Here is a 21,654-nt window from a genome sequence, read left to right on the forward strand (position 1 = left end):
TATCCCTCCTGCAAGTACATTCCCTCCAGTAGTTTACGTCTCTCGGGGATGTTTCTACTCGACATTCGCCTTAGCACAAGTGAGAGCTGTATCAGTTATGCTAATGTAGCAGAATCAGTGCTGGCGGCTCCATCACCTCCCTTGCACCTTCCTTGGACTTAGGGTTGGGTTCTCATTAGCCCCGTGGATCTTTCGACGCCCACCAAATTGGACCGCTGTGATGAGCAATGATGTGATCCTCTACGGGCTTCTCTATACCGACGGGACGTATGAGAAACACCAAAATCTCGATGTTGGGAACTCCAATGCTGTAGATATCTACTTAAAATGTGCCGTTCTTTGTGCGAAATCGGTGGCTTGGCATGGTGGCAAGTTTCGTTTGATCACGAACAACAAGGAGCACATCGAAGACCGCATTGCGGAACTCGGTTTAAAGCGAATCGAAGTCATCGAGAGAGGGTTCGTGCTTGATGTGCCTAGTGGTATTCGGTTCAGAAGTGCACACTATAAGCTGGAGCTACTTGAGGCATTTGGCGCCGGGTCCTATGGGAACTTCTTGGGCCTGATCGACGTCGACACGGTTATGTTGGCGCCCTTCCCAAAGCTTACAGTTCAGCCAGACAGCTTGTATCTGTACGATATTTCCGAACAGGTTTTTTTCGAGCATGGCATGGATCGGGTCTGGCGCGATCTCGAGCAGGTGGCTGAAAGGTCTGTTTCCAGGCCGCGCTGGATAGGTGGTGAATTCATACTAGGGTGTCCAAGGGGCTTCCGCAGACTTGCGGAGGCCACCAGGCAACTTTGGCCACGGTACCTCCAAGTGTTTGGGCAGCTACACCATGCGAGCGACGAGATGTTGATCTCCGCAGCAGTCGCCTACAACCCTGATATCGCATTAAACGAGATGGGAGCGCTGGGCGTCATCGCAAGGTGGTGGACCTCTCGCACAGGCTACCCCCAGAGAACATTTGCAGAGGCACGCCGAAGTAGCTTCCTGCATTTGCCTTCGGACAAGATATTTCTCTCACGTTGGGCGGATCGGACCTTCGATCCTGACTCGTTCACTGCGGACTACCGGAAATACGCGCGGAGCAAATTATCACGCCGCAAACTTTACAGCATGGTCGCGCAGATTGGCTTAGGGGAAAGCAAGTTTGTCGGCCGACTTGATTAGAGACATCAGAGTGGTCTGCGGTCGCGTGGAGTCGGAACAGGTTGGTTCCATGGCGTTGGTCGCGATTGTGGCCGGGAGGCGTCGCCCCAGTCCCGACTGCCGACGCCATGGCGCTGGCCGTAATCACCCAACCACTGGATTCCTATCAGCCGACGGAAGCTTGCGTCCTGTCGCGCCAGAGCCGTGGTGTCGCGGGTCAACGTCCCAATTCGCTCATCGAGCCCGTGCCAGTCTCTCGCCAGACCTTCGATTAGGCGGATCATGTGTCGCGAAGCTACGTCCCTGCATTGGGTCGGAAGGACCGACATCGCCTCACCCAAACCGTAAATGAGTCTGAGTCCCACGTTACCTGCATGTGCCTGAGGCGCTCCAGGACTGGCAAGAACGGCGTCAAGGATTCCAAATAACGTACTTGAAATCGTAAATGCCTCTTAGGCGTCGCTGCCAGGCCGCCTAAGAGGTTTGGCAATACGGGCCGATGCGCAACCCCAATGGGTACTCAGGCAGGCGATCAGCAGCACATAAGGGTGAGAAGAGGTTCCACTGGCTCAGGTTCCAGCGTACGCTGCTCCCTGGCTAGGGAGTGGCTGAGAGGAGGCAACCCATGTCACGTACTATCCCACCCCCCGAAGTTCCGAGCCGCGGAAGACGCCACTTCCTGGGAGCTACAGCGGCTGTAAGCGCAAGGATTGCCGCGTTGAGCATCATGGCCTCGACTGTCTTCCAATCCTCCGCGCAAGCCAAAAACGACAATGGCTTGCACCTGGGGCAGCATAAGGGCGAAGGTAGGCCCCGCGGGCACGGTCACGGTCCCCAATGCTTCCTTCGGGGCACCGCCATCCTGACGCCGACCGGTGAGGTGCCTATCGAGGCGCTGCAGATCGGCGATCTGGTGGTGACGGCGGGCGGCACTGTGCAGCCGATCAAGTGGATCGGCCGGCAGATCTATAGAAAGAGCGGCGCGGCTTGGCCGAGAAGCGTAGTGCCGATCCGTATCGCCCGGGCGGCCCTTGGGGCACGGACCCCGCATGCTGATCTGTATCTGTCGCCCGGGCATGCACTGCTGCTTGATGGCCTTCTGATCCCCGCCCAGGCCTTGGTGAATGGCACCTCGATTGCACCGGCTCTTCCAGACGGTCGAGCGGAGATCGAGTACTTCAATCTGCTGTTCGATACGCACGTGGCGATCCTGGCCGAGGGCGCTGCGGCCGAGACATTCCTGCCTGACGGCCGCAACCACGAAGGCTTCAGCAACTTCCTCGAGTACGAGCGGCTCTACCCGGGCCAGCCCCCGCCGCGGCAAACCCCGTGTGCGCCGGCGGTCGCTCGGGGCGGGCGCGCACATCTGCAGGCGCTGGTGCTGCTGGGGCTGTCACGAATCCTTCCGGAGCAAGATCCAATGGGGGACGTGTACGAGCACACTTACCAGCACCTGGCTAGACGGGCTCAGGAACTCGCCGGCTAGAGTATCGGACGTGGAAAATGGGAACCGGTTTTGCGTGAAAGATGCTCAGAACCAAAATGTTACAGCATCGGACGTGAGTTCGAATTTACGTCCGATGCTGTAGACGGCTCCTCGGCCGTTCGGGCATCAAAGACCCTGCTCCTCAGGCGGAGCCTCTTTGCCGACATGAATACTCGTGAATGCGTCGCTACGATCCATCTCAGAAGAGCTTCCGGAGGAGGCGGTATAGATGGGACTTGAAGAGCGCTTGGGCGGCCTCAATCAGCTGCATCCTGCGTTCGAAGGTGGGCCAGCCCATACCCTTGGGCCCGTCGGTGGAGCTCCGATGCCGTCATTGGATCCAAGTTGTCCCTGGTGCTTGAACGCCTGACTGATGGCTCGGTCACAGGGGTTTTCGCGCCGAGAGCGGTAGGCGAGGCGATGAGCCTTGCGCGAGCCGAAGATGCCGCTTCGGCTGAGCTTCGAGACGAGATCCGCGCGTTTCGGGCAGATCCGCCATCGGAGCCGGACTTCGAAGAGCTCGGGCGTGGCGATCAGATCCATGGGATCCACATGATGGGTTGCCTCGCTGTTCCAGTGGCTCGTGGAGGTGTAGCGCACAGGCGGATCCAGGTGGCGTCTCATCGTCGAGACAGACATCCCTGAGGTGGCTCACGGCTTCGTCGGTGAGCCAGTATACCTCGGAAGGGGAGGCGTTACGCCCTTAGGTATAACGCGGCAGCTTGCCCTCGCCAACAACCAAGACAGGTATTTTACTACTAAGTCCTATAGCAGGAGGCATGAGTAGCATTGGCTGCTTGCTTTAGGTTTTATATGGTTCAGCTCAATCGCATGCCGGGGGCGTATCGTTGCAAAGGCGCGGAAAATACGGCCAGACATTGAACGCAGCCACTTCTGGTGCAGCGTCGCATGTGACTCCTCGAATGACGCAGCAACCCCCGCTGGTAGTCATTCGTCCGAGTTACGGCTGGCGTTCGCTGGATATGCGCGAGATATGGCAGTATCGCGAACTGTTGTACTTCCTAATTTGGCGCGATGTGAAGGTCCGTTACAAGCAGACTGCGTTAGGCGCATCCTGGGCGATAATCCAGCCCTTCTTCGCGATGGTTATCTTCAGCGTCTTCTTCGGGCATCTGGCCGGTATGCCTTCGGACCGGCTGCCATACCCAATTTTCAGCTTTGCGGCTCTTGTACCCTGGGCTTTCTTCGCCAATGGACTTGCACAATCAGCAGGTAGCCTTGTAGCCAACCAAAACCTAATCAAGAAGGTGTATTTCCCGCGCATTGCGATACCGGTCGCTACCGTCGTCGCGGGTATTGTGGACTTCCTTCTGGCTTTTGCCGTGCTGATCAGCATGATGCTGTTTTATGGCATATTACCAACTTACAATATAATCTGGCTGCCGTTGCTGTTGCTACTCGCGCTGGTGACTGCGCTTGGAATTGGTCTGTGGTTCGCGGCTTTGAATGTGCGCTACCGCGACGTGCAGTATGTCGTGCCATTTCTGGTGCAAATTTGGCTGTTTGCTACCCCTATTGTCTATCCGAGCAGCATGCTTGGAGAGCCCTGGCGAACGCTCTACGCGCTTAATCCGATGGCAGGCGTAGTGGAAGGATTTCGTTGGGCGCTACTGAGCGGCGCGGCTACCGGAGGAGCGCCCGCGGTTGCAGCACCCAGTGCAATGATTTTTGTATCGTCTCTCGCCTCAGTTGTAATCCTGATCAGCGGGGCATTCTACTTCCGCCGGTTCGAGAAAAGCTTCGCAGACGAGGTGTGATGAAGACCGGCCATGCAATCATCGCTAAGGGTGTCGGCAAGGAGTTCGCCATCGGCGCGGCCAGAAGCCGACATAATACACTTCGCGACACAATAGCCGACACTGCGGGGCGGCTTCTGCGTCCCTTTCGGCAGTGCAAGACTCCATCGAACGCCGGGTCATTCTGGGCGTTACGCGACGTAAATTTTGAGTTACGGCAGGGCGAAGTGCTGGGTGTCATCGGCCGAAACGGCGCTGGCAAGAGCACCTTACTGAAAATTTTGTCTCGGATTACCGAGCCGACGACCGGTGAAATAGCCGTACGAGGTCGGGTAGGGTCGCTTCTTGAGGTAGGCACAGGATTTCACTCTGAATTGAGCGGCAGAGAGAATATTTTTCTCAATGGTGCAATTTTAGGTATGGGCCGAGCCGAGATTGCCCGCAAGTTCGATGAAATCGTTGCCTTCGCTGCGATCGAGCGTTTCCTCGATACACCTGTCAAGCATTACTCAAGCGGCATGTACTTGCGACTCGGATTTGCGGTGGCTGCGCATTTAGAACCCGACATCCTAGTCGTCGATGAGGTGCTTGCAGTCGGTGATGCGGACTTTCAGAAAAAATGTTTAGGAAAGATAGGGGAGGTGGCTAGCGAGGGCCGCACGGTAGTCTTTGTGAGTCACAACCTTGATATGGTGCAGCGACTGTGTAGCCGCTGTCTATTGCTAGCGCGAGGCGGAATTGCGGCGGACGGTTCCGTGAGCGAAGTGGTGTCTGAATATCTGACCTCCGGTATCCAGAAGACGGCACCAGGGTCAATGATTTCCCTTCAGGAGATTGAGCGAACTGGTTCAGGAGAGGTGCGATTCCGAAGTGTCTCATTCTCGGGCGATCCTGTTAAAAAGGCAGAACCAGTTAGGGCAGGCGGCCCGCTCCGGGTGCGCATTGAAGTGGAAGCCAAATCACGGCAGGTGCTGGAGTCTCTCGCATTCTGCATCCACTCATACGAGGGGCAATTGCTGGTCTGTGCCGACACGAACGATCTAGGACGGACCGTACGTATCGCTCCTGGGAACAATGTTTTCGAATTCAGGTTCGCCGCTGTAAATCTAATGCCAGGTCGCTACCCAGTCAGCCTCTGGGCGGGTGACACCGTCGTGGCAGCCTACGATTTCATCGAGCCGGCCTTCGAACTCGAAGTCGTGTCTCCCCGGGCACAGGGCCTCAGTATCAGCACCTCATCATACGGTGTCGTCTATTGCGAGTTCTCCGTTATCGAAGAGATGGCAAGCCATTACCACGATAGTGACAGGCGGGCACTATGATATCGAACTCCAAGGATGGGAAAGGACCTCCCGCTTTGACGACTGCCTACCTCGATAACGCCATTCCTTCGATATTGCGGTTTGGGAGGTTGGTCCATAAGATCGGGCGCTGGTGCTTCGGCTCGCGGGGCCCTCATCCTCGACGGGTGCGCTTCGGCAATCTCAGACGAACCACACCGATCAGCCGCAATTGGGGACAAGACCGAGGCCGCGCGCTGGATCGCTATTACATTGAGAAATTTCTGGACGAGAATCGAGCGGACATTCGCGGTCGCGTGCTCGAGATTGGTGATGCTCACTATACCCGCAAATATGGTGGCACCCGTGTTGTTTCCAGCGATGTCCTTCATGTCAATGAAGGCAATCCACAGGCTACCATCATCGCTGATCTCACTTGCGCCGAACACATACCGGACAGTAGCTTCGATTGCATTATCCTGACGCAGACCTTGCAGTTGATCTTCGATGTGCCGGCTGCCCTGCGCACCATCCGCCGCATTCTCAAGCCTGGGGGTACTATACTTGCAACATTTCCAGGGATCACGCACACAGGAGACGCTGAATGGGGTAGCAGTTGGTGTTGGTCCTTCACGCGAAACTCGGCGCGCCGGCTCTTCCATCCGATTTTTGGTGAATCGAATGTCTGCCTCGATTCCTATGGCAATGTCCTTGCGGCAACAGCGTTCCTCTATGGACTTGCCGATAGGGAACTCGAGCCGGCGGAGCTGGAAGTGCACGATCCCGCCTATGATGTTATTATTGCTGTCAAGGCGGTTCGCCCGGCGGATCCGCTATGAGTGGGTTGCGACAGGCACTTGAGTGCACGAAACTGGAGCTTAAGCTGCGCTGGCAACGGCTGTGCAGCGGCTCGCGTACCCTCGTGTTAGGTTACCACCGCATCGCCGACCTGTCTCCGGACCCGTTCGGACTCGCAGTATCGCCGCGCAATTTTGCTGAGCATCTTGAAGTCCTAAGCGCATATAACCGCCCCATCTTGTTTCGGGATATAGGCACTCTGCACGGCTCGCTGCGGCGCTCTGCTGAGTCTGTGTGTGTCACATTCGATGATGGTTATGCCGACAACCTGCATACTGCTCGACCTCTGCTTGAAAAGTACGACATACCCGCAACGTTCTTCGTGACTGCGGGACAGATCGGAAGTAATCGTGAGTTTTGGTGGGACGAGATTGACCGGATACTAGAACGACCCGGAGCGACGTTGGATGACGTACGCGACCTGCATCGAACGCTCTATGAGATCCCTGCGCCGCAACGTCAGATGCTCCTCCATGAAGCACTGTCTCGCGAGCCGCAGCCGTCTGGGATGCGCGCGAAGCATGCCGTGATGACGCATGACGAACTTTTGCGCCTCGCTGACGGAGGGCTTATCGAAATCGGCGCTCACAGCATGACTCATCCACGGCTGCCGCGGCTGCCAGAACCTGCGCAACGGGAGGAAATTGGAACGAGTAAGCGAATTCTAGAGAGTATCCTGGGACATGCGGTTGTGAGTTTCGCGTACCCGTTTGGCGCTTGGACACCACGAACGGCTGCTCTGGTTGAGCAGGCTGGCCTCCAAAGGGCTGCCACTGTCGATGAAGGGACCGTTGGCCCTCGCACAAACCCTTTGACAACGCCTCGCATGCTTGTCTCGAATTGCACTGGAGACGATCTGGCACGGCTGCTGCGGATATGGTTCGCCCGCCCGCCCGCCGGAGGCGGATCTGCTTGCTGACTGGGAGGGGATCAGCTCGATGCGCGTCACGGTCGCGATCTGCACCTGGAATCGATGCCAGCGCCTTCGCCGGACGCTGCAATCGATAACGATGCTTGATCTGCCGCCCGGTCTCTGGTGGGAGCTGCTTGTAATAGATAACGCATCGAACGACGCGACGAGCGAGGTCGTCTCATCGTTTAGTGGACGACTTCCGGTTCGGTGCATCCCCGAGCCGGCCCCCGGACTCTCGCACGCCCGGAATCGTGCAGTCCGAGAGGCGGTTGGCGAATATATCGTGTTCACGGACGACGATGTCCTAGTCGACAAAGATTGGCTCGCCTCCTATTGCCGTGCATTCGCCCGCTGGCCGGGTGCCGATGTCTTCGGCGGGCCAATTGAGCCATTGTTCGAAGGAACCCCCCCAGAGTGGATCCACCGCATGCTGGGGCAGATTGGCCCGGTCTTTGGGCGTCAATATCTTGGCAACGTGATGGTACCACTGCGACCAGACATGGTAAGCGAGGGGCCGTACGGAGCGAATATGGCAATGAGCAAGGCGGCCCTGTTGAAGTTCCCGTTCGATCCGATGTTAGGCGTGAGGCATGAACAATATCGGATAGGTGAGGAAACGCAGGTCATCCGCCGGATGCTCCTCGCGGGGCTGGAAGGCTGGTGGAGTCCGGAACCAAAGTTGCAGCACGTCATTCCAGTCGAAAGCCAGAGCCTGTCTTTTGTGCGCCGCTGGATGGTGGGGGCTGGACGCACCCTAGGTCAGCCCACCTTCGATGGGAGCACTCAGCATATTGAAACGAACTTAAGGCTTAGGCTACGCATCCTGAAGTACGAATCGCTTTATCTTGCTCGGCGCTTCACATCAGATCCCGAAGTCTGGCTCCCTTATTTGGTTATTTCCAGCCAGGCTCAAGGGCGCCTGCTCGCCCGGCGGGGCTCAGCGGCCATTACCAATCATGGCTCCAGTAGAGGCGGGTCATGAGTGAGTCTGCACCGCAGCTGTCCGTCGTCATTCCCACACACAACCGCCTGCCTGAACTTCGGCGCTGTTTAGACGCATTAGCGCAACAAGATTTTCCCAACGATTGCATGGAGGTTGTCGTCGTCGCCGATGGCTGCACGGATGGGACCGTGGAGGCACTCTCCCAGGCGACTTTCGCTTTTCCGCTGCGATTGATCACGCAGTCTCCAAGGGGAGCGGCGGCGGCCAGGAATCGAGGAGCGCGGGAGGCCTCGGGTACGATCCTGCTGTTTTTGGATGACGATGTTATTGCTACGGCAACTCTGATCTCGGAGCATAACAAGAGGCACGCCGACGGAGGAGAGCGAGTCGTCATCGGCCCCTATCTACCCAATCCTCCTACTAACTCTGATTACACGCGACAGCAGCTCTACCTCTTTTGGCGACAACTTTTCGACACGATGGCCGAGCCAAACCATAAGCCCAGCTATAGAGACGTTGTCAGCGGCAATCTCTCGATGTCGGCAGACACTTTCGAACGGATTGGTGGCTTCGACGAAGCGTTTCCCTCCTGCGGAATGGAGGATTACGAACTCGGGATTCGTCTACTGGAAAATGGTATCGAGCTTACGTATGCGCCAGACGCCGGTGCCGAACATCTTGATACGACAGACATGCGCCGTTCGTTGCAACGGAAATATCGCGAAGGAAGTGGTACGATAACACTTGTCAGCCGTCACCCTGCCGCGTTGCGAACAACGGCGTTGATCCACCGCGCCGGCTTGGGACAGCGATTGGCGTTTCGATGGCCGCGCGTGAGCAGGGCTATTCAAGGTGGCTCCCCCCTTTTGCTGGACCTAACGTCTGCACTAAGGTTAAGGCCAGTCTGGATCCGGCTTAACAGTTACATATCGGATTTGGCATTCTGGCAAGGTGTCCGTGACGAAGTCGGCGGGGAGGAGGCGTTTGTAGCTTTGGTCAAAACGCTCGAACAACAGGCTCAAAGTTACGCAGACCAGAGTGACTGTTAATCCTCAGCACTGTCCGTTGTCAGAAATTTTGAGACAGAGGGCGTCTGATCGGTTACGTCGCAAATATGGAAATAGCCGCGATACAAGGGCTCTTCGTCGTGAATCCAGTTCCGCTTGATCTCGCGATAGATGGTCGAACGATGCCGCTGCAGGCGGTCGGCGATCAAACTGATCGGGGTCGTGGCGGCGTGCATGCGGGCAATCTCACGCCGTTCAGCCAGGCTCACATGGATGTAGGGCAGGGCCATTCAGCCTCCGGGTGCAAATCCTTTGATTGTAACAGAATTCGCACTTCAGAATAGAATCCACCCGCCTACAACAGTGTCATTGCAAGGAAGAAATGGCACTCGGCGTGCAAATTAGAAATGACACCAGTGTATAGTGCGAGTCATTTAGCGCTGACCTGTCTCCTGAACCCAGAACAGCTGGTGAGGGTTGCAGTGCCGGGTTCAGGAAACCTCCAGCAAAATCTGAAAACGGAATGAGCTTTCTAGCAGGATACCATCCGATCCGAGATGGCCATGCCGCTCTTCAGCTGATCTTGAACATGTGACGCTCGCCCTGTCCCCGCCGACGCGGCGCCTTGGCCGAGCGCTGCTCGTCCCGCTCCTGCTGGATCTGCGCCATATAGCTGAGGACCTCACTCAGCCGCTTGTTCTCGACGATCGCGGCCTGGGTGACCCGCCGCAGCTTGTCATAGGTGCGGTAGGGCAGGTCGACCCCCTTGTGTCGGATCGCCAGCCGGCCGTCCGGATAGTCGATCACCGTGACGCGCTGGCGGGCGAGGGGACGCGTGATCTCATTCGGCTCGAGCAGAAACAGGATCTTGTCGTACTGGAGCGTCAGATTGTGCGTGACCGTGCGTTCCTCCTTCCAGGCGAAGACATCCTCCAGCACCATCTCCTGCGGCACCGGACGGTGAGCATCCGTGCGGCTGAACGGCTCCTTGGCGAAACGCCGGTTATGATCGGCCAGAAACCCCGGCAGGAAGGCGTTGGCGGCCTCGATCGTCGAGATGCCGGCAAGCCGCATCTCCTTGACCAAGCGATCCTGGAGCGTGCCGAACGAGCGCTCGATCCGGCCTTTGACGGCCGGCGTGTTGGCGCAGATGATGTCAATGTTGAGCTCATGCATGGCCCGTCCGAACTGGGTCATGCCGTCACCATCTTCCGCCTCTGTCTTGCTGACCCGGAAGATGGCGTGCTTGTCCGAGTAGAAGGCGATCGGGCGGCCATGGACTGCGACGTATTGGTGGGTCTCGCGCAGGTAATCGAAGGTGGATTCTGAGGGCACGACGGCAGCGTGCATGAGCCGACTGGTGGCATCATCGATATAAGCCAGAAGCGTGCATTGCGGGCCACGGGCCTCGAACCACCAGTGCTTGGAGCCATCAATCTGGATCAACTCGCCCATCCGCTCGCGGCGATTGCGCGGCTGATGAACGGAAGGAAGGCGCCGGCGGCGATCCAGCCACAGACCTTCCTCCATCATCCATTTGCGGACCGTCTCTCGGGACACGGGACAACCATGGGTCTCCCGCAGCTTCTCAGTGGCCAATGTCGGACCGAAATCCGGATAGCGCTCCTTGATGATCGTCACAACCAGGTCGCGGACCGATGCGGGAAGCCGATTGTTTCCAGGCTTGCCGCGGCGCTTGGACGCCAAGCTGACGGCTCCATGCTCCCGGAAGGCCTTCAGGAGCCGGAAGACCTGCCGACGTTTAAGCTGAAGCAGGGCGCACGCGTCCCGAACGGTGATCCGGCGGGCTTCTAAATCCATCAAGACATTGAGCCGGGAAAACTCCTTGTTGCTCATCGACACCACCGCCATCGGCCACGTCCTCCTGCAACCCCGAAAAGCAGGAGAGTGCCATTTGAACTTTGCAAGGGGGTGTCATCTCTATATTGCAGCTACAACACGAATTCGCATAACACTGATTTTGACAAGAAGTTGATACCCGGTGCTGGGCCCTGCCATTTGTTTTAATCAACGGCGGTCCTGGTTCCGATATCCCTTCCATAGACCTATACGGATGATGGCGGCTCTTCCAAGCGAGGTCAGTAAGAAGGAGCAAGGGAGGTCGGGGCCGCCTTCTCGCTGGCAAACCGCACTCCTGCGTTCGGATCAGTATCGCCGTCCGAACATCCAATCTCCCACCTCATCAAGGGCATCGAAGGCGCGATTGGTCAGGCGGCGTGGGCCAGCAAGCATTCCTTCTTCACGCTCCACGACATAGGGATGCGGACCAGGCGGTATCGCCTCACGATATTCGCCCGATGCGTCAGCCGACCCGTCGAAAGCCCAGTCCCGCCGTACAGCGGCGGGCGGCATGGTCGCGGGTGGCACCGGGCGCATATCGTTCCTGGCCGCGACGGGCCGGCGGGTCTCAGGTGCCAGGACGTCTTCGACCCGGCTCAGAGCCACGTATTGCGACTGAGGCAGCGCAACCCGGTAGCCAAGATCCCGGGCGACACCCGGCAGGTTCCGAACCGCTGCCCTGCCCGCCTCCATGCCGTGGCAGATGCTGAAGTACAGGGCATGGAAGTTAGTGTTTTGGCGGATCGTCTCACGGCTTTCCCTGGTGGAGAAGGGCGCGAGGTAGAACGCCATGGTGCGCCCGTTCTTTTCGGCTACGATCGCCGGCTTGGTGCGCGAGCAATAAACATACCCGTTCTCCTCGCTGAGCTCCCTGCGTCCGGATGAACTCGCGTGAAAGGTCTTCACCCGGGTTTGCATGAGCGTGCCGCCCCCTGCCTGCGTCAGAGGGACGGCCGCCTGGATGGCGAACTCGTCGCAGCCATCAGGCCTGCACAGTCCCCGGATGATGTCGGGACGGTCATAGGTCTGAGCGAAGGCTGGGGTTGCGAGCACGAGGGCAAGGGCAGCAAGAGGTCTGAGCATTGGTGGCCTTGGACTGACGATTGGTTAACGAAGTGTCGCTGCCGAAGTCGCGCAGGAATGTGACGATTTCGGGCCAAGCTGTGGGGTGCGTCCCTTGGTCCACCTGGTAGTGGTCCTTGTTGCCCCCCGTTTTGACAAGAAGTCTGCAACCATTGCTGGGATATGGTCCTCCCATCGGGAGGATCTCATGCGTGCAAACCACCGGCTGGGCCAGCTCTGGCTCGATGCACTGGCAACCGAACTCGGAGCCTCAGCCGGCACCATCGCGACCTACACCGACGATCTGAACTGCTACCTCGCCTGGCTCGATGAAATCGGTCTCGGCCTGAACGATGTCGGCGTAGAACATATTCGAGATTACATCGCTGCGCTCGATCGGCGCGGCTATGCCGGCTCGACGATCGCTCGGCGGATCACGGTGGCCCGCGGCTTGCACAAATTCCTGATCGCGGAGGAACTCGGCGCGCGTGATCCCACATCCCATTTGTCGAGCATGCGCCGGGCCTGGAAGCTGCCGTTCGTCTTGTCCATCGCCGAGACCGAGGCGCTCCTGGAGAGCGCCCATCGACTTGCCGCCGATTCCTCGGTCGGGCTGTACCGTCAGGCCGGCTATGCGAGAAGGGCAGCTTTGTTCGAGACGCTTTATGCCTCCGGCATGCGCATCAGCGAGGCTTTGTCGCTGACTGCCGATGCCGCGACGCCCGGAACCCGCATGCTCCTGGTGCGCGGCAAGGGCGACAAGCAGCGGCTCGTGCCCCTGCATGAACGGGCGATCACGGCCATTGCCCACTGGCAGAGGCTGGCCCGCGCGTACTCCGGCGGAGCGCCCTCCCCCTGGCTGTTCCACTCGGTGCGCAATGGGGCGAAGGCCTTGACCCGTCAGGCCGCCCTGCTGGACATCAAGGAGGCCGCTGTCGCCGCAGGGCTGGCGAGCCCCGAGCGCGTGTCGCCGCATGTGCTGCGCCATGCCTTTGCCACCCATATGCACTCGGGCGGGACTGACTTGCGCGTGCTGCAGGAGCTGCTGGGACATGCCGGCATCGAGACGACCCAAATCTACACCCATCTCGATACCTCCCGCCTCCATGCCATGGTCCGTGACCTTCATCCGCTCAACAGGCAGGATGGTTCGGAATGACCATGGAGTGCAGAATGGCCGAAGGGGCTGATGTTGACCTCCGGGGAAAACGATCGCTATGAAGCCACGACGAATGTTTCGCGTTGGCGAAATTCGAACCATCATCGTGGAAACCTTCACGGAAGCAAAAGCACGCAACAGTTTTGCCCACTAAACCCACTCCATTGAGAAAGCAAACCTATGGCAGAGCGGCCTGAGAAGACGGAAGAGCCTGAGACCGATGGCAAGGCCAGCACGCCCCAATTGGATCGGCTGGAGAAACTGGCCAATGCGGCTGCTACCGCTGAGCAGGCGAAGCAATGGCGAGCGCGTAAGAACGGCATGAGCCATCAAGAAGAACCGCCCGAAATCCGGGACCTCAGTCATGATGCGGAGGCCAGAGCTCAGGCAGAGGAAGCGATGCGCAGGATGATGGCGAAGCCGCAACGCAAGCGTCGTTGATGGTAACAATCTGGCAATCGCCGGCTCGAGCTAGCGCATTGTGCGGACCCAGCGGGCCGCGCGAGCGAAAGGTGGACCCGGTTTTCACGAGCGTGGCCCTTCGGGTCCGCTCCGAACGATGCGCCATCCGATGCTCCCTTTTTGGAGAGAGCGCATCGTTTTGGCGAAAAACCGGGGCCACTTTTCGCACGATGCGCTAGGATTCAGGCCCTTGAACCAGCGGGGTGCGGTTAAGGGCCTGTTAGGCCGCTGCTTGCCATGGTCCCGCCACCCTGTTCCTGCAGATGGCAGGAAGGCGTCACTTTAGGAGTTTCATGATGACCGATGCGAAAGCAGCCAAGAAGCCGAACCCTGCCCTGTCGAAGCCTCTACAGCCCTCGAATGCGCTGGCGGCCATCGTGGGTTCGGCTCCCCTGCCCCGCACGGAGGTGGTGAGCAAGGTATGGGAGTACATTAAGGCCAACAACCTTCAGAATCCCGCCAACAAGCGCGAAATCCTGGCAGATGACAAGCTGCAGGCCGTCTTCGGCGGTAAGAGCGCGGTCAGCATGTTCGAGATGAACAAGCACTTTGCTCAGCATCTCTCCTAAGGCTGAGAGACAGGGGCCTCGCTGACTGAAAGGGGCGTGGGACTTTTATCGAGCCCCTCGCCTGAACTCTGTCCGGGGTGTTGCCTCACGTAAAGATCTGACGCATCGTGCGAACCTGGCGGGCCGCACGAGCGAAACGTGGATCCGGTTTTCACGAGCGTGGCCCTTCGGGTCCGCTCGCAACGATGCGCTCTTTCCAAGAAGGGAGCATCGGATGCAACCCCAAAAGTGGATTCCACTTTTCGCCTCCGATGCTCCAGCTCAACGTTGCGGGTGACAGTGGCCGTAAGGTCATAAGTCCTATGAGGATTGCATTCCCGATGACTGTCGCCGAAGGACCCTGCCAGGGCGCTCGCCACTGGGCTTGCCATCGTGCCACACGACCTTGCCATTCACGAGAACTGTCTCGATTCCGCGCGACGCAGCGATGGGGCGATCATAGGTCGCGACCTCATCAACCGTTTCAGGATTCAGGATCACCAGATCGGCGAACGCACCCTCTCGAATGACGCCACGGTCAGGCAGGCCAAAATTTCTCGCTGTTAGTCCCGTCATTTTGTGAATCGCGGCCTCGAGGGAGAACAGTCCGCGCTTGCGGCTGTAGTGCCCGAGCACCCGCGGGAAAGTGCCCCAGAGCCGGGGATGGGGCTTCTCGTCATGGGGCAGTCCGTCCGATCCGATCATCGTCTGATCGAAGGCCAGAATGCGTTCCACGTCTCCCTCGTCCATGCGATAATAGACGGCACCGGCCGGCAGAAGGCGCCCGATCACTTCGTCCTGTGTTCCACCAATCTTCTTGATAATATCGGCCAGATCCCACCCCGCGAATTCGGGCAGGCCCTTAGACCAAGTGACCGTCACTCTCGTGGCATTCGCCGCCAGATGCGGGGCGAGGATCGTGGACGAAGCCGCGTAAGGATAGCAGTCGAGGCAAATCTCCTGGGTCGCCATCTGGCACTGGATGAGCTTGAGGGTCTCTGCCGAACGGCCAAAGTTCTTCGCACCCACCACTTTGTGGTGCGAGATGACGACTGGCACTCCGACATCCCGTCCGATTCGGAAGGTCTCGTTCAGAGACTCGACGACCATGTCTCCTTCGTCCCGCATATGCGTGCAGTAGAGGCCGCCGCGCTCCCGCAACGGCTGGCAGATTTCAATCACCTCCTCGGTTGGAGAGCCGATTGCGGGCGCGTAGGCGAGTCCTGTCGAAACGCCGATCGCTCCAGCTTCCAAAGCCTCGACGACCATCACCCGCATGGCCGCGATCTGCTCCGGACTGGCGGGTTGAGTCAGATCCTCCATGGTCGCGACGCGGAGCGTCGAATGACCGACCAGCATGGCGCAGTTGGTTGCGGCCGGATGCGCCTCCAGCTCGGCGACATAGGCGGCGAAGGTCGGGAAGCGATACCAACGGCCGCTCTCGTCCAGAAGGTTCAACGGCGGCGTGACCGGATCCGGAATGGAACGGGGCATCGGCGCGAGAGAGATCCCGCAATTGCCTCCGACGACGGTCGTCACGCCCTGGCTCACTTTAGGCGTCATCTCGGGGTCCGACAGCAATAGCCGGTCGTCATGCGTATGCGCATCGATGAAGCCGGGAGCGATCACGAGTCCCGCGGCATCGAAAGTCGTCTCGGCTGTCGCATCGTCTAATGGGCCGACATGAACGATGCGATCGGCCCTGATCGCCACGTCGCCCTCGAACCGATCGGCACCGGTTCCATCGACAATGGAAGCATTGTGAATAATCACGTCGTAGTGGTTGGTCATGAATCTGCCTTCGTTAGATATCGACAACGATGTCGTGATTGGGCCTTAACAAGCACCGCGGCTCAGGGGACGGAAGTTCTGGAAATCCCAATCTCGTCCTGGCGCAGCATCGATGAGAGTACGGGTGTAATCCTGTCTGGGCTCCGTCAGAACCTCTGCGGCTGGCCCCGCCTCGACGACCCGGCCCTTCTGCATTACCACGATGGTGTCGCAAATCTGGGCCGCGACGCGCAGATCGTGAGTGATGAACAGAACCCCGATTCCGATCCTTGTCCGTATCTCGTCCAGAAGCTTAAGGACCTGGGCCTGCACGGATACGTCGAGCGCGGAGACCGCCTCGTCGGCCACAAGGATGTCCGGCTCCAGAGCCAGTGCTCGCGCGATGCAGATGCGCTGGCGCTGACCACCGGAAAACTGATGGGGGTAGCGCTGCAAGGCGTCCTCATTCAAGCCGACCAGTCCAAGCAACTCGCGCGCCCTCGCCAAGGCTTGATGCCGATCCATACCGAAGTTGACGGGCCCTTCGATGATCGATTCGCCCACTCTCATCCGGGGGTTCATCGAACGATAGGGATCCTGAAAGACGATCTGGACACGCTGGCGCAATGGACGCAGCTGCCGTCCCGACGCCTTGGCGATATCCTGGCCATGAACCAGAACGCTTCCGGATGTCGGGTCCTGGAGCCGGACCACGCATCGCGCCACGGTCGACTTTCCCGACCCAGATTCACCAACGATCCCGACGATCTCGCCTCTGCGAAGCGTCAGATTGACATCCTGTGCCGCCGGAACCGAGTTTCCTCCTCCAAAGACCCGCCTCCCCGCATACGATTTGCTCAACGCCTTTACGTCGAGGACAATATCGCTCCCGAGCGCCGCCCTCGGCTTCGGCACGAGGCTTGGTACGGATGAGACCAGCATACGGGTATATGGCTCACGCGGGCGCGCGAGAATGTCGTTGCGCGTTCCAACCTCGATCACACGACCCCGGTTCATCACGACAATGCGATCTGCAATCTCGGCAACCACGCCGAAGTCGTGCGTGATGAACAGCACCGCGGTGTTGTGCTTTTTCTGAAGCTCGCTGATCAGGGCGAGAATCTGCTTCTGGGTGGTGACGTCGAGAGCGGTGGTCGGTTCGTCCGCGATCAGGATGCGCGGCTCCAGGATGAGTGCCATCGAGATCACGACGCGCTGCCGCTGCCCGCCCGACAACTGATGGGGATATGATTTGAAGATGCGCTCGACGTCCGGCATGTGGACAGCCTCGAGCATCTGCAGAATTCTGGCGCGCCTTTCCGTCCTGCCGAGCCTGCTGTGGATCCTCAGGACCTCGTCGATCTGTTCTCCCACCGTTTCGACAGGGTTGAGCGCCGTCATCGGCTCCTGAAAGATCATGGCGACCTTCGAGGCCCGAAGCTCGCGCAGACGTGCCGGGCTCGCCGCAAGAACGTCCTCGCCTTCGACGAGGATCCGGCCTCGGGCCGGGCGCAGAGCCCCGGGAGGCAAAAGCCCCATCGTGGCAAGCGAGGTCACCGATTTGCCAGACCCCGACTCCCCGACGACGCAAAGTGTCTCCCCAGAGCTTATGGTGAAGCTGACGTCCTCGAGCACACGGCGCCCCGCCGGGTCGCCGACAACGTCGATAGCGAGGCCATCGATCTCCAGAACAGGCGCGCTCGGACGAGCCGCAGCACCGGACATTCTTGGGTCAGAGGCACGTTCACTCATGATTTCTTCGCCATTTTCGGGTCGAGCATGTCTCTCACGACGTCGCCGAGCACGTTCACGCTCAGGAGTGTCGCGGCCAGCGCGATGCCAGGGTAAAGGATGAGCCCCGGCAAAAGCTGAAAATACATCCGGCCTTCGGACATCATGTTTCCCCATGAGGGAATTTCTGGCGGCAGCCCCGCTCCGAGGAAGCTCAGCGTCGCCTCCGTGAGGATGGCCGCAGCGAACACGTAGGTTCCCTGCACGATCAATGGCGCCATCGTGTTGGGGACCATGTGACGAAGGAGCAATGTCGGAACGCGGGTTCCTAGTGAAACGGCCGCTTCGACATAGGGCTCGGTCCGGACCGACAGAATGACGCTCCGGACGAGCCGTACGACTCGAGGGATCTCCGGGATCGTGATCGCCACCAGAACCGTCAGGATGGTCCCACCGGTCAGTGACACGAGTGCAATGGCGAGCAATATGCTGGGAATTGCCATGATGCCGTCCATGATACGCATGATGACGGTATCGGCTGCGCGAAAGTATCCGGCGACGACCCCGATCAGAAGGCCGAGCAGGACGCTCATGATCGTCGCTCCGGCACCGACGATCAGGGAAACGCGCGCTCCATAGACGACTCTCGAATAGATGTCCCGCCCATAGGCGTCGGTTCCAAGCCAATGCTCCGGGGAGGCTGCCCGCAGCCGGGAACCTGGATCGATAGCGACTGGGTCGCTTGTCCCGAGAAGCGGCGCAGCGAGAGCTGCCAGAACGATGATGCAGAGGATAGCAAAAGCGACAAGAACGGGGCCGCCCCTGAGCGTCGCGCCCAATTGCTTGGCAATGCCGGATGCTTGTGGAGTGGTGGCGCTCACGGGCGGCTCTCCTGAGGCTGCGGCGCTGCTTTCTGCGGATACGGGATTGACGATGGCTCGCATGGTGCCCCTCAGTAGCGGATACGCGGATCGAAGACGGGGTACAGCAAATCAACCAGCAGGTTGATGAGGATGTAGACGAACGAGAAGAGCAGGATCAGCCCCTGAATAACAGGGTAGTCGCGCGCCAGCACGGCTTCGACAACGAGACGACCCACTCCAGGGAGATTGAACACCGATTCTGTTACGACCACACCGCTGATCAGCGAGGCCATGCCGATACCGATGATCGTCAGGATCGGTACAGCCGCATTGCGCAAGGCGTGACGCATCAGGACCACACGCTCGGTGGCTCCTTTAGCACGGGCGGTCCGGATGAAATCCTCGCCCATGACTTCGATGATGCTGCTGCGCGTAATCCGCGCAATCAGCGCCACGTATACCCCGCTCAAGGCAAGGACAGGGAGCACGAGGCGCTGCGCGAACGGCCAGAAGCCTTCCGAGAGAGGTTTGTAGCCCTGCACCGGGAACAAGCCCAATTTGATCGACAGGTAATAGATCAGCAGATATCCGATCACGAAGGTGGGAACTGAAAACCCGAGCACCGACAGCGTCATGATGGCCCGGTCCAGCAGCCTGCCCTGCCGCCATGCGGCAATGATGCCAAGAGGCACCGCGATGGCGACGGTGACCACGATCGTTCCCAGTGCCAGCGCCAGGGTCGGTCCCATTCGGTCGCTGATCATGTCCAGCACCGGAGTTCCGGACAGGAGAGAGACGCCGAGATCTCCTTGCAGGAGCCGGGCGATCCATTGCACCAGCTGGAGATAGATCGGTCTGTCGAGCCCCATTGTTTCGCGGATCTTCTCAAGCTGCTCGGCGGTCGCGTCGTCTCCAGCGATGATGGCTGCCGGATCGCCGGGAGTCAGACGCAGGATGGCAAACACCACGATCGCGACCATTGCCATCACTGGAATGGTGGCGACGAGGCGTCGTGCGATGTAGGCCAGCATGGCTATCCTCGCTTCATCCCCCTCTCGGAGGATCATTTTGGAAAGGGAGGCCGTTCTCTGCTCGTCCGGGGAGAGAACGGCGGAAGAATCTGTCGCCGGACAGGCCATGAGGGCCTACCTGCCCTCATGGCCTCGACTCATCCTGGGTCGGACAATCCGGTCCCGGATGCACTCATTTGTCCGACTTCTTGACGTTCCAGAACACCGTGATCGGGGATGCCAAAACACCAGTCAGCTTCTTGCTGTACGCCGCCGGCACGGAGAATTGCCCAAGTGGCCCGACGACGCCCTCGTCGATAGCGAGCTTCTGGATCTGGGTCGTGATTGCCTTGCGTGTGGCCTCGTCGCTTGCGCGGGCGAATTCCAGACGCAGTCTCTCGATCTCGGGCACATCCGGCCATCCGGCCCAGGCCTTGGTGCCGTTCGCGGCCACCGTGGTGTTGCCGAACGGATTTCCGCTGGTTGCCAGCGTGCTGTAGGTCGAGAAGATGTTCCAGCCACCTTCCGAGGGCGGCTTCTGGTTGCCCTGCTGTGTCACGACCGTTTGCCAGTCCATGGTCTTGAGATCGACCTTGAATCCCGCCTTGCGGAGGGCGGACGCAATCACGATCGGCTGCGGCGCCACCATGGCGAGATCGGTCGGCTGCAGGACCACGACTGGGGTGCCGTCGTACTTTGCCTCTTTCAGGAGAGCCTTCGCCTTCTCGATATTCGAAGGAATGACAACATCCCGACCATAAGAATCCGCGTAAGGGGTATCGCAACCAAACACGGCAGCGCAGGTTTTCGCATACTTTGGATTGCCGACCAGCGCCTTGAGCACGTCGTCCTGACCGACGGCATACATCGCGGCCTGCCGCACCAGCTTGTTGTTGAACGGGGGATGCAAATGGTTGAACCGGTAGTAGGTCCAGTTGCCCAGCTTATCCAACACCTCAACATTGACGTCGCCGTTGTTCTCGAGCATCGGCAGCAGATCGAAAGGCACTTGCTGAATGAAGTCGATCTCTCCGTTCAGGAGGGCATTGACCGGCGTCATCTGGTCGGGCATGGCGACCCATTGAACGCGGTCCACGTTCACGACCTTGCCGCCCGCGGTCCAACTCGCCGGCTCGGAACGCGGGACATAGTCCCTGTTCTTCTCGTAGACGACTTTGAGCCCCGGCTTGAACTCCGGCGCGACAAACTTGAAGGGCCCCGAGCCTACAAATTCCTTGATCGGTTCCGAGGCCGGTGTCTCTGCGATCCGCTTCGGCATGATGAAAGCCGGTCGCGAGCTGAGCTTCGCAAGGCTCTCGAGAAGCAGCGAAGTCGGCTCCTTGAGGACGACCTTGAAGGCTTTGTCATCCACGACGGCGATATCGGACACCATGGTCATCAGGACTTGGCCCGTGGAGTCCTGTTGTGCCCAGCGCTTGATCGATGCCACGCAATCCTGCGAGGTGACAGGCGCACCATCGTGCCATTTCAGTCCATCGCGCAGGGTGAACGTGTAGGTCTTCCGATCCTCGGAAACCTCCCACTTCTCAGCCATCTGGGGCTTGATCTCGAACGCCTCGTTCATCCCCAGCAAGGTGTCGTAGATCATGTAACCGTGATCGCGGGTGATGAAGGCAGTGCTGACGACCGGATCCATGACCCGGAGTCCGGACTGCATGACGGCGGTTATGGTCTGCGCGTGGACCGGCATGGCGACGAGCAAGGCGACTGATAATGCCGCGCTCGCGCCAAGGGCCTTGTAACGAGCGACTCGTTCGACTTTGCTTAACAT

Annotated in this window: 20 protein-coding genes; 11 read left to right on the forward strand and 9 right to left on the reverse strand. The window is 59.2% G+C overall.

The window, feature by feature from the left end; all coding sequences use genetic code 11:
* Positions 1–220: 220 nt before the first annotated feature.
* Positions 221–1,174: a hypothetical protein gene (locus tag AB8841_RS04555; RefSeq protein ID WP_370434652.1), complete on the forward strand. Its 954-nt coding sequence runs from the start codon at positions 221–223 to the stop codon at positions 1,172–1,174.
* 706 nt (positions 1,175–1,880) lie between these two features.
* Positions 1,881–2,639 carry a Hint domain-containing protein gene (locus AB8841_RS04560; protein WP_370435537.1) on the forward strand — a complete coding sequence of 253 codons (759 nt, stop codon included), beginning with the start codon at positions 1,881–1,883 and terminating at the stop codon, positions 2,637–2,639.
* Positions 2,640–2,900: 261 nt separating this feature from the next.
* Here the strand turns inward: AB8841_RS04560 and AB8841_RS04565 are convergent, their stop codons facing one another.
* Complete coding sequence (locus AB8841_RS04565; protein ID WP_370434653.1) at positions 2,901–3,263, reverse strand: hypothetical protein; 363 nt, start codon at positions 3,261–3,263, stop codon at positions 2,901–2,903.
* Between the two features lie 299 nt (positions 3,264–3,562).
* Here AB8841_RS04565 and AB8841_RS04570 point away from each other — a divergent pair, with 299 nt between their 5' ends.
* Genes AB8841_RS04570 through AB8841_RS04595 form a run of 6 tightly spaced genes read left to right on the forward strand, consistent with a single transcriptional unit; the run spans position 3,563 to position 9,439 of the window.
* Entirely contained in the window at positions 3,563–4,417 is an 855-nt protein-coding gene (locus AB8841_RS04570) for an ABC transporter permease (RefSeq protein WP_370434654.1), read from the forward strand.
* Entirely contained in the window at positions 4,417–5,718 is a 1,302-nt protein-coding gene (locus AB8841_RS04575; protein WP_370434655.1) for an ABC transporter ATP-binding protein, read from the forward strand. Before AB8841_RS04570 ends, AB8841_RS04575 begins: the two co-directional genes overlap by 1 nt.
* Before the next feature lie 35 nt (positions 5,719–5,753).
* Positions 5,754–6,515 carry a methyltransferase domain-containing protein gene (locus tag AB8841_RS04580; protein ID WP_370434656.1) on the forward strand — a complete coding sequence of 254 codons (762 nt, stop codon included), beginning with the start codon at positions 5,754–5,756 and terminating at the stop codon, positions 6,513–6,515.
* The gene (locus AB8841_RS04585) at positions 6,512–7,453 is read left to right on the forward strand and encodes a polysaccharide deacetylase family protein (protein WP_370434657.1); all 942 of its coding nucleotides are present in this window, start codon (positions 6,512–6,514) and stop codon (positions 7,451–7,453) included. The genes AB8841_RS04580 and AB8841_RS04585 overlap by 4 nt, the downstream gene beginning before the upstream one ends.
* Positions 7,454–7,472: 19 nt before the next feature.
* On the forward strand, positions 7,473–8,429 hold the full coding sequence (locus AB8841_RS04590) for a glycosyltransferase (protein WP_370434658.1): 957 nt from the start codon (positions 7,473–7,475) through the stop codon (positions 8,427–8,429).
* Entirely contained in the window at positions 8,426–9,439 is a 1,014-nt protein-coding gene (locus AB8841_RS04595) for a glycosyltransferase family 2 protein (RefSeq protein WP_370434659.1), read from the forward strand. Before AB8841_RS04590 ends, AB8841_RS04595 begins: the two co-directional genes overlap by 4 nt.
* On the opposite strand, the gene AB8841_RS04600 is transcribed toward AB8841_RS04595, so the two are convergent.
* The 3 genes from AB8841_RS04600 to AB8841_RS04610 form a co-directional block, all read right to left on the reverse strand.
* Entirely contained in the window at positions 9,436–9,687 is a 252-nt protein-coding gene (locus AB8841_RS04600) for a helix-turn-helix domain-containing protein (protein WP_370434660.1), read from the reverse strand. The genes AB8841_RS04595 and AB8841_RS04600 overlap by 4 nt on opposite strands.
* A gap of 283 nt (positions 9,688–9,970) precedes the next feature.
* Positions 9,971–11,269 carry an ISNCY family transposase gene (locus tag AB8841_RS04605; RefSeq protein WP_370434661.1) on the reverse strand — a complete coding sequence of 433 codons (1,299 nt, stop codon included), beginning with the start codon at positions 11,267–11,269 and terminating at the stop codon, positions 9,971–9,973.
* Between the two features lie 294 nt (positions 11,270–11,563).
* Positions 11,564–12,340: a hypothetical protein gene (locus tag AB8841_RS04610; RefSeq protein ID WP_370434662.1), complete on the reverse strand. Its 777-nt coding sequence runs from the start codon at positions 12,338–12,340 to the stop codon at positions 11,564–11,566.
* A gap of 187 nt (positions 12,341–12,527) precedes the next feature.
* Between AB8841_RS04610 and AB8841_RS04615 the strand changes: the two genes are divergently transcribed.
* The 3 genes from AB8841_RS04615 (at position 12,528) to AB8841_RS04625 (ending at position 14,509) form a co-directional block, all read left to right on the forward strand.
* The gene (locus tag AB8841_RS04615; protein WP_370434663.1) at positions 12,528–13,478 is read left to right on the forward strand and encodes a tyrosine recombinase; all 951 of its coding nucleotides are present in this window, start codon (positions 12,528–12,530) and stop codon (positions 13,476–13,478) included.
* 180 nt (positions 13,479–13,658) lie between these two features.
* A complete protein-coding gene (locus tag AB8841_RS04620; RefSeq protein ID WP_370434664.1) occupies positions 13,659–13,919 on the forward strand; it encodes a hypothetical protein in 261 nt (86 codons plus the stop codon).
* Between the two features lie 314 nt (positions 13,920–14,233).
* Positions 14,234–14,509, forward strand: a complete 276-nt coding sequence (locus AB8841_RS04625; protein ID WP_370434665.1) for an SWIB/MDM2 domain-containing protein — start codon at positions 14,234–14,236, stop codon at positions 14,507–14,509.
* 300 nt (positions 14,510–14,809) lie between these two features.
* On the opposite strand, the gene AB8841_RS04630 is transcribed toward AB8841_RS04625, so the two are convergent.
* The 5 genes from AB8841_RS04630 to AB8841_RS04650 all read right to left on the reverse strand — a co-directional run bounded on the left by AB8841_RS04630 (position 14,810) and on the right by AB8841_RS04650 (position 21,654).
* On the reverse strand, positions 14,810–16,279 hold the full coding sequence (locus AB8841_RS04630; RefSeq protein WP_370434666.1) for an amidohydrolase family protein: 1,470 nt from the start codon (positions 16,277–16,279) through the stop codon (positions 14,810–14,812).
* A gap of 45 nt (positions 16,280–16,324) precedes the next feature.
* Positions 16,325–18,010 (reverse strand): ABC transporter ATP-binding protein, encoded by a 1,686-nt coding sequence (locus tag AB8841_RS04635; RefSeq protein ID WP_370434667.1) that lies wholly within the window; start codon positions 18,008–18,010, stop codon positions 16,325–16,327.
* The gene (locus tag AB8841_RS04640) at positions 18,007–18,933 is read right to left on the reverse strand and encodes an ABC transporter permease (protein ID WP_370434668.1); all 927 of its coding nucleotides are present in this window, start codon (positions 18,931–18,933) and stop codon (positions 18,007–18,009) included. The genes AB8841_RS04635 and AB8841_RS04640 overlap by 4 nt, the downstream gene beginning before the upstream one ends.
* An 8-nt stretch (positions 18,934–18,941) precedes the next feature.
* Positions 18,942–19,883 carry an ABC transporter permease gene (locus AB8841_RS04645; protein ID WP_370434669.1) on the reverse strand — a complete coding sequence of 314 codons (942 nt, stop codon included), beginning with the start codon at positions 19,881–19,883 and terminating at the stop codon, positions 18,942–18,944.
* Positions 19,884–20,055: 172 nt separating this feature from the next.
* Entirely contained in the window at positions 20,056–21,654 is a 1,599-nt protein-coding gene (locus tag AB8841_RS04650; protein ID WP_370434670.1) for an ABC transporter substrate-binding protein, read from the reverse strand.

Source organism: Microvirga sp. TS319 (genome assembly GCF_041276405.1).
Taxonomy (GTDB): Bacteria; Pseudomonadota; Alphaproteobacteria; order Rhizobiales; family Beijerinckiaceae; genus Microvirga.

Bases quoted from the DNA above. Each gene is read 5' to 3' on its own strand.
- AB8841_RS04570 (WP_370434654.1), top strand. From the start codon at position 3,563: ATGACGCAGCAACCCCCGCTGGTAGTCATTCGTCCGAGTTACGGCTGG.
- AB8841_RS04650 (WP_370434670.1), bottom strand. From the start codon at position 21,654: ATGTTAAGCAAAGTCGAACGAGTCGCTCGTTACAAGGCCCTTGGCGCG.
- AB8841_RS04625 (WP_370434665.1), top strand. From the start codon at position 14,234: ATGATGACCGATGCGAAAGCAGCCAAGAAGCCGAACCCTGCCCTGTCG.
- AB8841_RS04610 (WP_370434662.1), bottom strand. From the start codon at position 12,340: ATGCTCAGACCTCTTGCTGCCCTTGCCCTCGTGCTCGCAACCCCAGCC.
- AB8841_RS04565 (WP_370434653.1), bottom strand. From the start codon at position 3,263: ATGAGACGCCACCTGGATCCGCCTGTGCGCTACACCTCCACGAGCCAC.
- AB8841_RS04615 (WP_370434663.1), top strand. From the start codon at position 12,528: ATGCGTGCAAACCACCGGCTGGGCCAGCTCTGGCTCGATGCACTGGCA.
- AB8841_RS04555 (WP_370434652.1), top strand. From the start codon at position 221: ATGAGCAATGATGTGATCCTCTACGGGCTTCTCTATACCGACGGGACG.
- AB8841_RS04620 (WP_370434664.1), top strand. From the start codon at position 13,659: ATGGCAGAGCGGCCTGAGAAGACGGAAGAGCCTGAGACCGATGGCAAG.
- AB8841_RS04590 (WP_370434658.1), top strand. From the start codon at position 7,473: ATGCGCGTCACGGTCGCGATCTGCACCTGGAATCGATGCCAGCGCCTT.
- AB8841_RS04595 (WP_370434659.1), top strand. From the start codon at position 8,426: ATGAGTGAGTCTGCACCGCAGCTGTCCGTCGTCATTCCCACACACAAC.
- AB8841_RS04560 (WP_370435537.1), top strand. From the start codon at position 1,881: ATGGCCTCGACTGTCTTCCAATCCTCCGCGCAAGCCAAAAACGACAAT.
- AB8841_RS04600 (WP_370434660.1), bottom strand. From the start codon at position 9,687: ATGGCCCTGCCCTACATCCATGTGAGCCTGGCTGAACGGCGTGAGATT.
- AB8841_RS04635 (WP_370434667.1), bottom strand. From the start codon at position 18,010: ATGAGTGAACGTGCCTCTGACCCAAGAATGTCCGGTGCTGCGGCTCGT.
- AB8841_RS04645 (WP_370434669.1), bottom strand. From the start codon at position 19,883: ATGCTGGCCTACATCGCACGACGCCTCGTCGCCACCATTCCAGTGATG.
- AB8841_RS04605 (WP_370434661.1), bottom strand. From the start codon at position 11,269: ATGGCGGTGGTGTCGATGAGCAACAAGGAGTTTTCCCGGCTCAATGTC.
- AB8841_RS04630 (WP_370434666.1), bottom strand. From the start codon at position 16,279: ATGACCAACCACTACGACGTGATTATTCACAATGCTTCCATTGTCGAT.
- AB8841_RS04585 (WP_370434657.1), top strand. From the start codon at position 6,512: ATGAGTGGGTTGCGACAGGCACTTGAGTGCACGAAACTGGAGCTTAAG.
- AB8841_RS04640 (WP_370434668.1), bottom strand. From the start codon at position 18,933: ATGCGAGCCATCGTCAATCCCGTATCCGCAGAAAGCAGCGCCGCAGCC.
- AB8841_RS04575 (WP_370434655.1), top strand. From the start codon at position 4,417: ATGAAGACCGGCCATGCAATCATCGCTAAGGGTGTCGGCAAGGAGTTC.